General features: G+C 44.0%; 14 protein-coding genes. 9 read left to right on the top strand and 5 right to left on the bottom strand.

Annotated elements, in window-relative coordinates; genetic code table 11:
* Window positions 1-146 precede the first annotated feature (146 nt).
* Entirely contained in the window at window positions 147-1,259 is a 1,113-nt protein-coding gene (gene ald, locus DYADSP32_RS07390; protein ID WP_149243328.1) for an alanine dehydrogenase, read from the bottom strand.
* A gap of 183 nt (window positions 1,260-1,442) precedes the next feature.
* Here ald and DYADSP32_RS07385 point away from each other — a divergent pair, with 183 nt between their 5' ends.
* The 7 genes from DYADSP32_RS07385 to lepB all read left to right on the top strand — a co-directional run bounded on the left by DYADSP32_RS07385 (window position 1,443) and on the right by lepB (window position 7,770).
* On the top strand, window positions 1,443-1,904 hold the full coding sequence (locus DYADSP32_RS07385) for an Lrp/AsnC family transcriptional regulator (RefSeq protein ID WP_149243329.1): 462 nt from the start codon (window positions 1,443-1,445) through the stop codon (window positions 1,902-1,904).
* 120 nt (window positions 1,905-2,024) lie between these two features.
* Window positions 2,025-3,047 (top strand): SPASM domain-containing protein, encoded by a 1,023-nt coding sequence (locus DYADSP32_RS07380; RefSeq protein ID WP_149243330.1) that lies wholly within the window; start codon window positions 2,025-2,027, stop codon window positions 3,045-3,047.
* Window positions 3,048-3,210: 163 nt separating this feature from the next.
* The gene (locus DYADSP32_RS07375) at window positions 3,211-4,008 is read left to right on the top strand and encodes an AAA family ATPase (RefSeq protein WP_149243331.1); all 798 of its coding nucleotides are present in this window, start codon (window positions 3,211-3,213) and stop codon (window positions 4,006-4,008) included.
* A 26-nt stretch (window positions 4,009-4,034) separates the two neighbouring features.
* On the top strand, window positions 4,035-4,961 hold the full coding sequence (locus DYADSP32_RS07370; RefSeq protein ID WP_149243332.1) for a ParB/RepB/Spo0J family partition protein: 927 nt from the start codon (window positions 4,035-4,037) through the stop codon (window positions 4,959-4,961).
* A 62-nt stretch (window positions 4,962-5,023) separates the two neighbouring features.
* A complete protein-coding gene (locus DYADSP32_RS07365) occupies window positions 5,024-5,656 on the top strand; it encodes a DUF5683 domain-containing protein (protein ID WP_414617597.1) in 633 nt (210 codons plus the stop codon).
* A 130-nt stretch (window positions 5,657-5,786) separates the two neighbouring features.
* Window positions 5,787-6,506 (top strand): 4-hydroxy-tetrahydrodipicolinate reductase, encoded by a 720-nt coding sequence (gene dapB, locus DYADSP32_RS07360; RefSeq protein ID WP_149243334.1) that lies wholly within the window; start codon window positions 5,787-5,789, stop codon window positions 6,504-6,506.
* A gap of 127 nt (window positions 6,507-6,633) precedes the next feature.
* Window positions 6,634-7,770: a signal peptidase I gene (gene lepB / locus DYADSP32_RS07355; RefSeq protein WP_149243335.1), complete on the top strand. Its 1,137-nt coding sequence runs from the start codon at window positions 6,634-6,636 to the stop codon at window positions 7,768-7,770.
* A 164-nt stretch (window positions 7,771-7,934) separates the two neighbouring features.
* Here the strand turns inward: lepB and DYADSP32_RS07350 are convergent, their stop codons facing one another.
* The 4 genes from DYADSP32_RS07350 to DYADSP32_RS07335 all read right to left on the bottom strand — a co-directional run bounded on the left by DYADSP32_RS07350 (window position 7,935) and on the right by DYADSP32_RS07335 (window position 11,831).
* Complete coding sequence (locus DYADSP32_RS07350) at window positions 7,935-8,243, bottom strand: HigA family addiction module antitoxin (RefSeq protein WP_149243336.1); 309 nt, start codon at window positions 8,241-8,243, stop codon at window positions 7,935-7,937.
* A 10-nt stretch (window positions 8,244-8,253) separates the two neighbouring features.
* Window positions 8,254-8,577 (bottom strand): HigA family addiction module antitoxin, encoded by a 324-nt coding sequence (locus DYADSP32_RS07345; RefSeq protein WP_149243337.1) that lies wholly within the window; start codon window positions 8,575-8,577, stop codon window positions 8,254-8,256.
* Between the two features lie 15 nt (window positions 8,578-8,592).
* Window positions 8,593-8,871, bottom strand: coding sequence for a type II toxin-antitoxin system RelE/ParE family toxin (locus DYADSP32_RS07340; RefSeq protein WP_149243338.1), 279 nt, complete (start codon window positions 8,869-8,871; stop codon window positions 8,593-8,595).
* Window positions 8,872-9,047: 176 nt separating this feature from the next.
* The gene (locus DYADSP32_RS07335; RefSeq protein WP_414617596.1) at window positions 9,048-11,831 is read right to left on the bottom strand and encodes an SNF2-related protein; all 2,784 of its coding nucleotides are present in this window, start codon (window positions 11,829-11,831) and stop codon (window positions 9,048-9,050) included.
* Window positions 11,832-11,989: 158 nt separating this feature from the next.
* On the opposite strand from DYADSP32_RS07335, the gene DYADSP32_RS07330 reads away from it, so the two are divergent.
* Window positions 11,990-12,382, top strand: coding sequence for a transposase (locus tag DYADSP32_RS07330; protein ID WP_149239641.1), 393 nt, complete (start codon window positions 11,990-11,992; stop codon window positions 12,380-12,382).
* A gap of 11 nt (window positions 12,383-12,393) precedes the next feature.
* Window positions 12,394-13,308, top strand: a complete 915-nt coding sequence (locus DYADSP32_RS07325; protein ID WP_149240058.1) for an IS3 family transposase — start codon at window positions 12,394-12,396, stop codon at window positions 13,306-13,308.
* Window positions 13,309-13,331 lie beyond the last annotated feature (23 nt).

Below are 13,331 nucleotides of genomic sequence, written 5' to 3'. Positions count from 1 at the left end.
ATTTGAAAAATATCAATTTAGATATTTTTCAATAAATTTTATCAGTATTTCGGGAGAGGGGTGGCATATACGCGATAAAAACCCAGTACAATATGCAAGACCGGAATCAAGGAAGACTCCGGCCTTGCAACACTAAACGGGAAAGGTTATAGTATTTCGGTTACTTCGGTGTACGGCAGGTTCCATGCGTCGGAAACTCCTTTGAACACCACTTTGCCATTGACTACGTTGAGACCTTTGCGCAGTTCCTCATTTCCGCCACAGGCTTCTTTCCATCCTTTATTGGCGAGCAATAAAGCGTAAGGCAAGGTGGCATTGGTAAGTGCCAGTGTAGACGTGTATGGCACTGCCCCGGGCATATTGGCCACACAGTAATGTACCACACCATCCACTTCGTAAATTGGATCCTCATGCGTAGTAGCATGGGAAGTTTCAAAACAGCCGCCCTGATCAATCGCCACATCCACCATGACGGTACCAGGCTTCATCAATTTGAGCATGTCTCTGGTGATGAGCGAAGGTGCTTTGGCGCCTGGTATCAGCACACCCCCGATGATCAGAATCGAACTCTGGATCAGTTGGCGGATGTTGTATTCGTTGGACATAACGGTATCCACATTGGCTGGCATAATGTCTTCCAGGTAGCGCAGCCTTGCCAGGCTGATGTCCACAATGGTAACGTTGGCGCCCAGGCCTGCTGCCATTTTGGCGGCTTGAGTACCCACGATCCCGCCACCCAGTACCAGCACATTGGCTGGTTTGACGCCCGCCACACCTCCAAGTAATATGCCAAAACCTCCCATCGGTTTTTCCAGGTATTTGGCACCTTCCTGTATGGCCATCCTGCCGGCCACTTCGCTCATTGGAATGAGAAGGGGCAGACTTCTGTCTACCCTTTCTACGGTTTCATACGCCAGACAGATCGCCTTGCGATCTATCATGGCGTGGGTTAATGGTTCAGATGAAGCAAAATGGAAGTATGTGAACAGTAACTGATTTTCTTTTATCAATGGATATTCACTGGCGATAGGCTCTTTTACCTTAATGATCATTTCAGCGATGGCGTATACATCCTCAATGGTAGGAAGAATGATGGCTCCTGCTTCAATGTATAGCTCGTCGGAAAATCCGCTCCCGTAACCCGCCTCAGTTTGCACATAAATGGTATGCCCGTGTTTAAGGAATTCGGTAACACCGGCGGGGGTAACGGCCACCCGATTTTCGTTATTCTTAATTTCTTTTGGAACGCCAATGATCATAAAATATGAGAATTTAAAGGGTGCTGGATAGTGTCAGTCTGATACAGGACAAAATTAATCTGTCGTGGAAAAAGTTTCTATAAGAATTCAGAAGGATAGAAAAGAAAACTGTTTTTGGCCATATTTGTGTTATTATTTTCTTTTCAGGCTCATTTACCGGAAAAACGACGAAAAAAAAACTTTATGCACCCAGACCTCACAGACCGGAAGATACTGGAATTACTACAACAAAATGCACAGTTGACTATCAAGGAGATAGCCAGCAGGATAAATCTTTCTGTCACACCTGTACATGAAAGGATCAGGAAGTTGGAAAAAGAAGGTTTTATTGACAAGTACGTTTGCCTGCTCAACCGGCGAAAATTGGGGAAATCATTGGTGGTTTACTGTAACATAACCCTGGATAAGCAGCGTAAGGAGAGTTTTGAAGACTTCAATAACGCGGTGGCCAGTATGGGTGAAGTACTGGAATGTTCAATTGTTTCCGGCAACTTCGATTACATGCTTAAGGTAGTGGTAGAAGACGGTGAAGCTTACAACCAGTTTTACCAGCATAAACTTTCTGCCCTCAAAAGCGTGTTACACATTAGCAGCTATTTTGTGATATCTGAAATCAAGTATACAACGGGTATTTCCGTTGGTTAGTAGTCAAGGCATTAAGGTTAAATCAGGCTAATGACCCAAAGAGGTTCGCCACGGTTATTAGAAATAAAGTAAGGATAACGCAGCCAATAGCCTATCAGCTATCAGCTAAGAGCTAACGAAATGAATAAAAATTTTAAGGATGGTCTGAACCTGATGTCAAAAGTGACGCCAAAGAGGGCCTGGAATGCGATTCAGATTTTGAGTAGTTACTTTTATTCAAAAGCAACGGGCAATCCGGTGCATTGGGGTATGCCCATTGCCATATCTTTTGAGCCTACCACTTCCTGCAATCTGCGTTGTCCGGAATGTCCCAGTGGATTAAGATCTTTCACCAGGCCAACCGGAATGATGGAGGAAAAGCTGTACAAAAAGACAATTGATGAACTTGCCGATACACTGTTGTATCTGATTTTTTACTTTCAGGGGGAGCCTTATCTGCACCCGAAATTTTTTGAACTTGTCCGTTACGCACACAATAAGGGCATTTACACGGCGACCTCTACCAACGCCCATTATCTCAATGATGAAAAGGCCAGAAAGACCGTGGAGTCGGGATTGGACAGGTTGATTATTTCCATAGATGGAACCACCCAGGATACTTACGAACAATATCGCATCGGCGGCAATCTCGAAAAGGTATTGGAAGGTACGAGAAACATCATCAAATGGAAACGGGAATTGAAGTCTGCAACGCCGCACGTAATATTTCAGTTTTTGGTAGTGAAACCCAACGAGCATCAGATTGAAGATGTAAAGAAACTGGCACTGGAGATGGGCGTAGACGAGGTAGGCCTTAAAACCGCCCAAATCTACGACTACGAGCAAGGTTCTGACCTGATCCCGACCATTGATAAGTACTCTAGATATGAAAAGCACGAGGGCGGACGCTACTCCATCAAAAACAAGTTTATCGACCATTGCTGGAAAATGTGGCACTCCTGTGTCATTACCTGGGACGGGGCGGTGGTTCCTTGCTGTTTCGATAAGGACGCCGAGTACAAGCTGGGGGACATGAAATTGCAAACTTTCAGGCAGTTGTGGAAGGGTAAGAAATATACCGACTTCCGGGCTTCATTAATAAGGTCGCGTTCGGAGATCGAAATGTGCAAGAATTGCACCGAGGGAACCCAGGTTTGGGCGTGAAACACTACCCTTTTTGAGCCTTTAACATTTTTTAATCAAATAATAATATTGTTTAACTGTTTGATTGATAGGCTTTAATTTGTTGTAAATAAAACTGCGTGGAACATTTTTTGGTCGTTTGGGCCGAATAATGGAAATTTGGCACTGGTAATTCAAATTATACATGGGCAAAGTAATTGCAATTGCAAATCAAAAAGGAGGCGTAGGTAAAACTACAACGGCGATTAACCTGGCTGCGAGTTTGGCAGCACTTGAATTCAGGACGCTTATCATTGACGCAGACCCACAGGCCAATTCCACATCAGGGTTAGGTTTTAACCCTCAGGAAATGCAGAATAGCATCTATGAATGCATGGTAGAGGAGGCAAGGACTGCGGATATTATTCTGGAAACTGAATTTCCCAACCTTTACTTACTGCCATCACATATAGATCTTGTTGGTGCTGAAATTGAGATGATTAATCTTAAGAATCGCGAGCACCGAATGAAAGATGCCATTGCAGAGGTACGGGAGGAATACGACTTCGTGGTTATTGATTGTTCACCATCCCTGGGCCTTATTACGATCAACAGTCTTACTGCCGCCGATTCGGTTATCATTCCGGTTCAATGCGAGTATTTTGCATTGGAGGGATTGGGTAAGCTGCTCAATACGATTACTATCATCCAATCGAGGCTAAACACGGACCTGATCATAGAGGGGATACTTTTGACCATGTACGACCTCCGGCTCCGACTTTCCAATCAGGTTGTCAATGAGGTGACCAGCCACTTTGAATCGCTCGTGTTTAATACAATCATACCCAGAAATGTTCGCATCAGTGAAGCCCCGAGTTATGGGATCCCTGTTATGGCGCAGGATGCGGACAGCAAAGGGGCGATCAGCTATCTGAACCTGGCACGTGAGATACTCACCAAAAATGGATTGCTTTCATCGGACAAACAATTGGACGTAAACTGACTCGTTCAGACAGATCTTAACACACGATGGACACCAGCAATAAAAATAAAAAAATGACCGGCCTCGGAAGAGGATTAGGTGCTCTTTTGAAGGATTCAGAAAAAGTGAATCCCCCCAGAGCAAGCGCAATTATTGCTGCTTCGAACACCGTAGGCTCGATGAATGAGATTGATCTGGACACCATCGAAGCCAATCCCTATCAGCCGCGCACCCGATTTGATCAGGAAGCACTGCAGGAACTTGCCGATTCGATCCGGGTTCAGGGAATCATTCAGCCCATAACCGTGCGGCAGCTGGGTGAAAATTCTTACCAGCTTATTTCGGGTGAAAGGCGTTTGCAGGCGTCCAAACTATTGGGGCTGGAGCGCATTCCCGCCTATGTCCGTACGGCCAATGATCAGCAAATGCTGGAAATGGCACTGATCGAAAATATTCAGCGTGAAAACCTGAACTCAATAGAAATTGCACTGAGTTACCAGCGGCTGATTCTGGAATGTAATCTCAAACAAGAGGAACTGGGAATCAGGGTTGGTAAAAACCGTACAACGGTAAATAATTATATACGACTATTGAAGCTGCCTCCGGTGATCCAGGCGGCCCTGCGCGACAATCAGATCAGCATGGGCCACGCGCGTGCGATTATTACGATCAACAGTGATCAAAGCCAGCTCAAAATATTTAATAAAATCATTGAAGAAGGCTGGTCGGTGCGTAAGGTTGAAGAAGAAGTGCGGAAGCTGGGCATGATGAGTAATTTGTCCCTTGAACCCAAAAAACAACCAACCATTAACCAGGAAATCAAGTCCCTACAGTTTCAGTTGTCTTCGTTTTTTGGCGCCAAGGTATCGGTGAAAAGCAGCGATGAACATAAGGGAGAAATAAAAATCCCGTTTACATCTCAGGACGAATTGAAAAAGATTCTGGAAACATTGAAATTTAATCAGAAGGGTTGAAAAATTGGCTGTGGTTAGGGATTTTCCTTTTGTTGGCAAATGAGGGGATAGGGCAGAGGATCATGATAAAAGATAGTTCTGCGAAAAATGGCGTGTCGGTAATGGTATCGGATAGCGTTTTGATTGCCGCCGGAGATTCCATACTGAACATAGGGAAAGGCCAGAAATTTATGCCCAATCCGCGTCTGGCTACCAGGCTGGCGTTGATCCCGGGAGGCGGACAGATTTACAACCGTGACTACTGGAAAGTGGGCCTCGTGTATGCAGCCATGGCAGGAGGTACCTGGACAGCGATATATTGGAACACACGTTACAAGGATTTTGTAGAGGGTTATCGAAAGTTTTACGGAGATGCCCCAGATTATAAACTTTTGCCGGCAACCGCAGACGGTAAACAACCTGTTAAGTACAGATCGGGAATTTTACAGGGGGGGGAGAGCCAGCGAAATGATTCTTTGCGGCTTACGATAGACCAGATGAGGCGTGTTAAAAACAGCTACCGACGATACAAAGGCCTGTCTATCATTGCCACGGGCTTGATCTACACGGTGTCGATCATAGAAGCCAATGTTGCTGCACACTTAAAAACATTTGATTTATCAGAGGATATATCCATGCGGATTGAACCAAAGGTGATTCAACCCATGGTGCGCCAACCAACGGCCCAGGTTCGCCTGGTTTTTAATTTGAAATAGAGGTAAGATGTTGAAAGGTAAATGAGAAATAAAGATAATTAACTGAAATAAAAGTATCAAAAGTAGCTAACAAAGTGCCATTTGGGCGTCCATTGCTAACTGCCAATCGCTAAAACCTATAAGCTTAAAAATGAAAATATTATTACTCGGCTATGGAAAAATGGGCAAGACAATTGAACAGATTGCCATAGGAAGAGGCCATACCATTTCAGGCAGGATCGATATTAACAACCGTGCCGACCTCGATCAGCTGGCAGACGATGATGTGGATGTAGCCATTGAATTTAGCGCTCCGGAAGCTGCTTTTCACAACATTACCTACTGTCTCAAAAGAGAGTGGCCTGTGGTAAGCGGAACCACAGGATGGCTGGATTATCGTCCTGAGATTGAATTGCTTTGCCAGGAAACGAATGGAGCCTTCTTTTATGCTTCCAATTACAGCATCGGGGTGAATCTTTTTTTCAAGCTAAGCAAGCAGCTTGCAAAGCTTATGAACGGGCAAGGTTACAAGCCGAGTATGACGGAAATACATCATATCCATAAGCTGGATGCACCGAGTGGAACTGCCATCACACTGGCAGAAGACGTCGTCAGTGAAATGCATGACCTGCAGGATTGGAAACTCGCCCCGGAAGGTGGCGCTGGTTATTTGTCCATCACTGCCGAAAGAGAAGGCGAGGTACCCGGAACACATATCATGCGTTACGATTCAGATGTAGATACAATCGAAATCGTACACACGGCGCATAGCCGACAGGGATTTGCCTTGGGCGCAGTGGTGTCCGCCGAATGGCTCTATGGTAAGCATGGTGTGTTTGGTATGAATGATCTTTTGAGCCACCTGGAATGAAGAATTAAGAATGGAGAATGAAGAATGAAGAATCAACGGAGCATTCGATCATTATATCATTCGTCGCCCGCGACCCGGTCATTCAAAATTGAATTTTGCAACGTTTTAACAAATTTTCCCTAATAACATGGCATTTGATAAGAGTACAATTTCTGATACCCCTTCGACTTCAAAAAAGAAATCAGCGATACGCGAGTGGTTTGATTCCATATTGTTTGCCGTTGTAGCTGCCACTTTGATTCGATGGCTGTTTTTTGAGGCATTCACCATTCCTACGCCTTCCATGGAAAACAGCCTTCTGGTGGGAGATTTTCTTTTTGTTAGCAAGCTTCATTACGGTACCAGAACACCCAAAACACCTCTGCAGGTGCCGTTGACGCATCAAACTATTTGGGGTACCAATATTCCTTCTTACACCGATGCCGTTCAGTTGCCTCAGTTCCGGCTTCCCGGCTTCAGCGAGGTGCATAGGGGAGACGTGGTTGTATTCAATTACCCTCCAGAGCTGCAACATCCGGTTGATCTGAAAACCAACTACATTAAAAGATGTATGGGGTTGCCGGGGGATAAAATTGAGGTGCGCGATTTGCAGGTTTTTGCCAACGGAGTTGCCGTGCCAAATCCTCCGAGAATGGAAGATGAATATTTCGTAGCCACCACAACCAGTGTCAATGAGGATAAGATTTTTCTGAACAATGACATTTCCGACTATTCGGCCTACACCGAAACTTTCAACGATACCATTCCTGGAAACGATCAGCAGGGGTATCTGGTTAAAACAACGGCTGATATCACCAAGAAACTTAAGGAATACGATTTCATTAAAAGTATCACACTCGTAAAGGCGTCAAAAGACATCAGCGAGCCGGGTTTGTTTCCCAAATCAGATCTGTTCAAGTGGAACCGCGACAACTACGGTCCGGTAACGGTACCTAAAAAGGGTGTAACCGTGAACCTGACGCCCGAGAACGTGGCCATGTATGGTGCTGTGATTCATGATTATGAAGGAAATGAAGATGTTGTAGTGGAAGAAACAGCCATTAAAATCGCAGGCAAAGCAATTACAAGCTACACTTTCAAGCAGGACTATTACTTCATGATGGGTGATAATCGCCACAACTCAGCAGATTCCCGTTACTGGGGTTTTGTACCAATGGACCACATTGTAGGAAAGGCCGTGTTTGTGTGGATGTCCATCGACCCCAATCCTACCAGCTTCTTTGGAAAAATCCGGTGGAGCAGGTTGTTCAGGGTGATTGATTAACGAGTAGTTAAAGGAAGTAGAGAAGTTAAGGGAGTTAAAGAATCCGGTCCACTGGATGGGTTAGAGAAGTCAACTTTTTGAAAGTTGACTTCTCTGCGTTTGTGGAGCTTTTGGCTTGCCGAAAGTTAAGCCAAAGGATTGAAGCAGGAAAATCAGGATCCTAGCTAAACAGGCTGTAACCCGCTCCCTGCAAAATGTTGAATTTCTGCTCGGTTAACTTTTTTTTCTGCGTGCCAAACCTCATAATTTTTTTGAAGGTTTACCCAGAATTGGGTTGAGTTTCCGAACGCTTCCGATAGCTTTACTGCCATTTCCGGGCTAATGCCAGCGCGGCCATTAACGATGGCAGATAGGTTTTCACGGGCAACGCCCAATCCTTTTGCAACCTGCGTAACTGTTAAGCCACGTTCTTTAATATAATCCTCCCGCAAAATTTCACCGGGGTGTGTTGGTGCAAGTCCTCTTTTTAACATGTCTTCCTCCCTAAGCCGGCTGCAACACCTTTGGCTGCCATATTGCATGAATTTTAGACGCATCTACGCGCTTTCTCGCCTGAGCAAGATCATAATTTTTCTGTACGGCTAACCAAAACTCGGCATCCGTGTTAGGGAATGCCGCACCCAAGCGGATTGCCATTTCAGGCGACACCGCAGATTTTCCATTGATAATCGCAGACAGCGTTTTACGGGTTGTCCCCAGTACTGAGGCAACCTGCTCAACGGTGAGTTTTTTTCCTGTTTCCTCATAGATTCCGTCAAGAGTTTCTCGGATAAGTTCGCCCGCATGGGCTGGATCAAATAAAGCCATAATAATACCTTCTATTTAATGATAGTCTACATAATCAACATCTACGGCGTTCTCTCCAACAAAACGAAAGATAATGCGCCAGTTTCCCGATACTCTGACCGAATAAAACCCTTTCAAATCCCCTTTCAGAGCGTGAAAATAATACCCTACTTGGTTCATTTTATCGGGTGCATTTGCCGCATCTAAACGGGTTAAAATCAGCTTTATTCTAGGAATATGCTTTTGTTGTAACTTTGAGCAGTCGCCCTTGGTTGCGTAAAGTTGTAAGCCTTTGTGTCTGAAGCTTATGATCATAACACAAATGTAACATGTAACGTGCCAGGTGTCAAATATTATTTTACTTTCAGGGGCTAAATTAAAAACAATGAGATTAGCCTATTATCCGCAGTGACGGTTTCTTTTTGTTTGTAGCATGGTATAGTTTTGATCCAATGCATTGGTTTGGGGCCGCTGCCTTACTTTCTTTTTATTTATCCCACCAGATTAAGCAAATCACTCTTTGTCAGTGATTTAAGTATGGAAACATCTGTTTTCACCAGTCCGTCGGCGAGGTCTTTTTTTGATTCCTGTAAGTTGAGTATTTTATCCTCAATCGTGTCGGGACAGATCAGCCTCACGGCAATCACATTTTTCTTTTGTCCTATTCTGTAACTACGGTCAATCGCCTGGTTTTCCACAGCCGGATTCCACCAGGGGTCCACCAGGTACACGTAGTCCGCTTCGGTGAGGTTAAGTCCGGTTCCGCCCGCTTTGAGGCTGATCAGGAATACGCGAACTTCGGGATTGTTTTGAAAATTATCCACGTGTACCTGTCGGTTGCGGGTTTGTCCGGTCAGGTATTCAAATGAGATTTTCCTTGTTTCCAATTCTTTTTTGATCAGGTCCAGCATCGTGACAAACTGCGAAAATACCAAGATTTTATGCTGGGATGATTTGCCTTCAATCTGTTCCATCAGCACATCAATTTTGGCCGATGCATCGCCGTAGTATTCATGGTCGTTGAGCAGTGCTGGTGAATTACATATTTGTCGTAATTTCGTAAGCCCTTGCAACACATGCATTTGCACCCTGGCGATATCTCCTTCGTTTTTGGTATCCAGAAAAAGCCTGAACTCCTGTTCGTAGGCGTTGTAAACCCTGCGCTGCTCTTCGCCCATCTCGCAGTAGAGCACCATTTCTGTCTTATCCGGAAGCTCTGTGGCTACCTGTCGCTTGGTTCTTCTTAATATGAAAGGATTTATTTTCTTTTGTAACTCACTAGCCCTTTGGGTGTCATGGAACTGGTCAATCGGGATGGAAAAATGATTTTTGAAATGAATCTTATTGCCCAGCAAGCCCGGACATGCAAAGGAAAGCTGCCCGTAAATATCAAATGTATTGTTCTCCACCGGAGTACCCGTCAGTACAATTTTGTTTCGCGATTTAAGTAGCCGGGCTGCTTTGTAACGCTGTGATTCGGGGTTTTTGATCGCCTGCGATTCGTCAAGGAATATGTAATTGAAATGATAATTTTTCAGGAAATTCACATCCCCGAGCAGCGTTCCGTAGGAGGTAAGTATCATCTCGTAGTCATCAAAAGTCGTAATTTCTTTTGCTCTGGCGGAGCCGTAAATGGTGAGAATTTTAATGGAGGGCGCGAATTTTTCCACTTCCGCCTGCCAGTTAAATATCAATGAAGTGGGTACCACCACCAGGTTAGTGTTCTGATGTCTTTTATTTCGTTGAGACAGTATGAAGGCGATAATCTGGATCGTTTTCCCTAAGCCCATATCGTCGGCAAGGCAGCCTCCAAAACCAAATTCGTCAAGAAAATTAAGCCAATACAGACCTTTCAGCTGATAGTCCCGCAAGGTCGTTTTCAGCCCTTCCGGTACTGCAACAGGTTGGATGGAATCAAAACCCGCAAATTTTTCAGCGTAGTTGGCGAGCTCTGCCTGCACTTCCTGCGACAAAACTTCATTTTCATAAAGTTGTGCAATACTGGAAAAATTGATTTTAGCTGTCAGGATCTGGTCTTCCAGAATTTCCCCCGCCTCAAAGTATTTGGCAAATTTTGTGATCCATTCTTTGGGCAGAATGCCGGTAGTTCCGTCGTCGAGCTGAACAAATCTGGTTTTGTTTCTCACAGCCTTATGAAGGTTTTTGAGCGTCGCTTTCTGCTTGCCAAATTTTACATTCAGGGTGGTATTAAACCAGTTTATCCCACTTACCACATTGACAGATATGTTTGCCTTGTGTACATTCAACTTGTTGCTGGTGAGCTTATTGAATCCCATGATAACGATGCCCTGGTTGCGCCAGTCCTCGAAGGTGTCCAGGAACCAATCGTCGTCCAGAAAGCTCTTTTTGTGCAGATAAAAGCTTTGCGACCCCAGTTGTTCCTGAAAATCAGGATGTTTTCTGACCAGCTCGGTTGTAAAACGGGTCTCCGCATCATTGTCGCGGGTTACAGTAAAAGGATTCCCTTTGCTGTCTGCGGCGTGAATCTGGCTCTGTGAAAAGATGGGGACTTCCACTTCTCCATACTTCATCACGGGTGTGATGGATACGTAATTACCTGAATCCACGAGGTAAATAATTTTCCGTATTTCCTGGTCAAAACCTGTTTCGGCAAGCTGTACTTTAGTAGCTGGTTTGAGATAAGAATATACGATGCGTACCTTTCTCTCCAGTTTGGAAAGAATATCCAGTCTGAATTCCTCGTATTTCGTTTGGTGAATCAGGATCCGGTTGTTATTTTTTTTGAAAAAATCAATGGCACGAAGTATATCCAGGTCATCAACGAAATGCATGACGTCGCCATTCAGGACGAAAAAATCATAACTGACTTTCAGTTTTTCGATATTAAAAGGGCGTCCATCCAGCATGAGATGCCCGTAAATTTCATAGAAATCGGTCAGATGGTCAACGGCCAGGCTTAGCTCTATACTTGACTTATGCAGCTTAATCGGTACCAGCGAGGCTGCGTTTCGGTTTTCCGAAATATTTAGGTTATGATAATAAAAATCCAGTGACTCAGGATTTTTACAAATGGCTCTGATACCATCAATGTCCGAATCGGCTTTGCTGCGGTAATTGTTCTGAAACTTCGAAACTGCGCTGTAAAATTTCAACTGTTCCGGGCTGTCGATGGTCCAGATAAAATCCAGCGGATTAATGGTTGTTAACGGATTTTTTATCTTCCCGTCCTTTGTTTGTGATGCTTCCAGAAGTTCAATATAAAAGTGGTCATAGTATTTGTGCTGACCTATCACCACAATTCTTTTGAGTGCCTTGTCGGGCTCTTGTTGGAGGGGGACAGAGGCATCCGTTTTGGGTAGTAAATTTTCCTGAAGATAGGTAACGGTAGAATGGTTAACAGGTAAAAGTTGTGATTGCCTAACATAGGTTGCCCTTAAACGGTAATTTTAACATGAGCAATTCGAAATTAAAAACTAAAAAAAGTACAAAACTGAATATTCGTCCATATCGTGTGTTTAGTGAAGAGTTCAAACGCGAAAAGGTAGCGCAAATTTCGGCTGGTGAGATCAGCATTCTGTCTTTTTCTAAATTGTGGTCAGTAAGCCAGAATACCGTATACAAATGGATTTATAAATATTCTCCTGATCACAAAAAGGGAACTATCATGGTTGTACAAAAAGATAGCGAAGCTGTTAAACTTGTTGAGTTGCAGGGTAAAATTGCTGAATTGGAACGTGCAATTGGTCAAAAACAAATGATTATCGATTATCAGGATAAGCTCATTGAGATCGCCTCTAAGGAACTGGATGTCGATCTAAAAAAAAGTTTCAATCCTGGACCTTAGAGCACTTTCGTATGAATTTAAGTAACCACATGTATTCGATGAGCGGCTTGTATACTCATTGCCAGATCAGTAAGCAAGGGCACTATAAGTCCTTGCAGCGAGAGATTCACTGGCAAAACCAGGAAGAGCTGGTATTAGGGCTGATCATGCAGGTACGCGAGATTCACCCAGCTATGGGTATTCGAACTATCTATGAACTTTGTCAGCCCGAAGGTATTGGCAGAGATGCTTTCATCAGTATCGGCATTTACTATGGATTCAGGGTGAAAGTGTTTCGGAACAAAACCCGAACAACCTTTTCCAGTCCATACAGCCGTTACCAGAACCTGCTGGTAGATAAAGAGCTTGATAATATTAATCAACTGTGGACTAGCGATTTAACGTACTTTAAAGTCGACAATAAAGACTGTTATATTGTTTTAATCATGGATGTGTATTCCAGATTGATTGTCGGTTATTCTGTTGCAGATAACATGAGAGCTGCAAACAATGTCGCCGCTCTGAAAATGGCTCTGACTATAAGGGGTTTACACAGCTATGAGCACAAACTGATACACCACTCGGATCGGGGGGGACAATACATCAGCGACGTCTACACTGATCTACTGAAAGAGCACAAAATTCGTATCAGCATGTGCAACATTGTCTATGAAAACGCGCATATAGAACGGGTCAACGGAACCATCAAAAATCAGTATCTGATTCATTGGAATATTACAAGCTTTCAAATGCTAAAAACAGAAGTTAAACGAGCTGTTGAGACTTATAACAACCAAAAACCGCATTCAGCCCTAGACGGTGCTACACCGATCGCGTTTGAACAAAAAATCAAAGAACGTAAAGACTCTGAAAGGCCTAAACTCAAAATCTGGACTGCATCAGAATCTAAAAATCACAATCCAGATCAATGTATAATTCAATTTTAAACTTTATTCATAATTTTAAACTG

Origin of the sequence: Dyadobacter sp. 32, assembly GCF_902506755.1 — a bacterium.
Taxonomy (GTDB): Bacteria; Bacteroidota; Bacteroidia; order Cytophagales; family Spirosomataceae; genus Dyadobacter.
Note: the sequence above shows the minus strand (reverse complement) of the source record. Positions and strands in the feature narration are given on the sequence as shown.

Excerpts from the sequence above, each read along its gene's own strand:
- DYADSP32_RS07385 (WP_149243329.1), top strand. The coding sequence starts at position 1,443 with ATGCACCCAGACCTCACAGACCGGAAGATACTGGAATTACTACAACAA.
- dapB (WP_149243334.1), top strand. The coding sequence starts at position 5,787 with ATGAAAATATTATTACTCGGCTATGGAAAAATGGGCAAGACAATTGAA.
- DYADSP32_RS07330 (WP_149239641.1), top strand. The coding sequence starts at position 11,990 with ATGAGCAATTCGAAATTAAAAACTAAAAAAAGTACAAAACTGAATATT.
- DYADSP32_RS07325 (WP_149240058.1), top strand. The coding sequence starts at position 12,394 with ATGAATTTAAGTAACCACATGTATTCGATGAGCGGCTTGTATACTCAT.
- DYADSP32_RS07375 (WP_149243331.1), top strand. The coding sequence starts at position 3,211 with ATGGGCAAAGTAATTGCAATTGCAAATCAAAAAGGAGGCGTAGGTAAA.
- DYADSP32_RS07340 (WP_149243338.1), bottom strand. The coding sequence starts at position 8,871 with ATGATCATAAGCTTCAGACACAAAGGCTTACAACTTTACGCAACCAAG.
- DYADSP32_RS07380 (WP_149243330.1), top strand. The coding sequence starts at position 2,025 with ATGAATAAAAATTTTAAGGATGGTCTGAACCTGATGTCAAAAGTGACG.
- lepB (WP_149243335.1), top strand. The coding sequence starts at position 6,634 with ATGGCATTTGATAAGAGTACAATTTCTGATACCCCTTCGACTTCAAAA.
- DYADSP32_RS07350 (WP_149243336.1), bottom strand. The coding sequence starts at position 8,243 with ATGTTAAAAAGAGGACTTGCACCAACACACCCCGGTGAAATTTTGCGG.
- DYADSP32_RS07365 (WP_414617597.1), top strand. The coding sequence starts at position 5,024 with ATGATAAAAGATAGTTCTGCGAAAAATGGCGTGTCGGTAATGGTATCG.
- ald (WP_149243328.1), bottom strand. The coding sequence starts at position 1,259 with ATGATCATTGGCGTTCCAAAAGAAATTAAGAATAACGAAAATCGGGTG.
- DYADSP32_RS07345 (WP_149243337.1), bottom strand. The coding sequence starts at position 8,577 with ATGGCTTTATTTGATCCAGCCCATGCGGGCGAACTTATCCGAGAAACT.
- DYADSP32_RS07370 (WP_149243332.1), top strand. The coding sequence starts at position 4,035 with ATGGACACCAGCAATAAAAATAAAAAAATGACCGGCCTCGGAAGAGGA.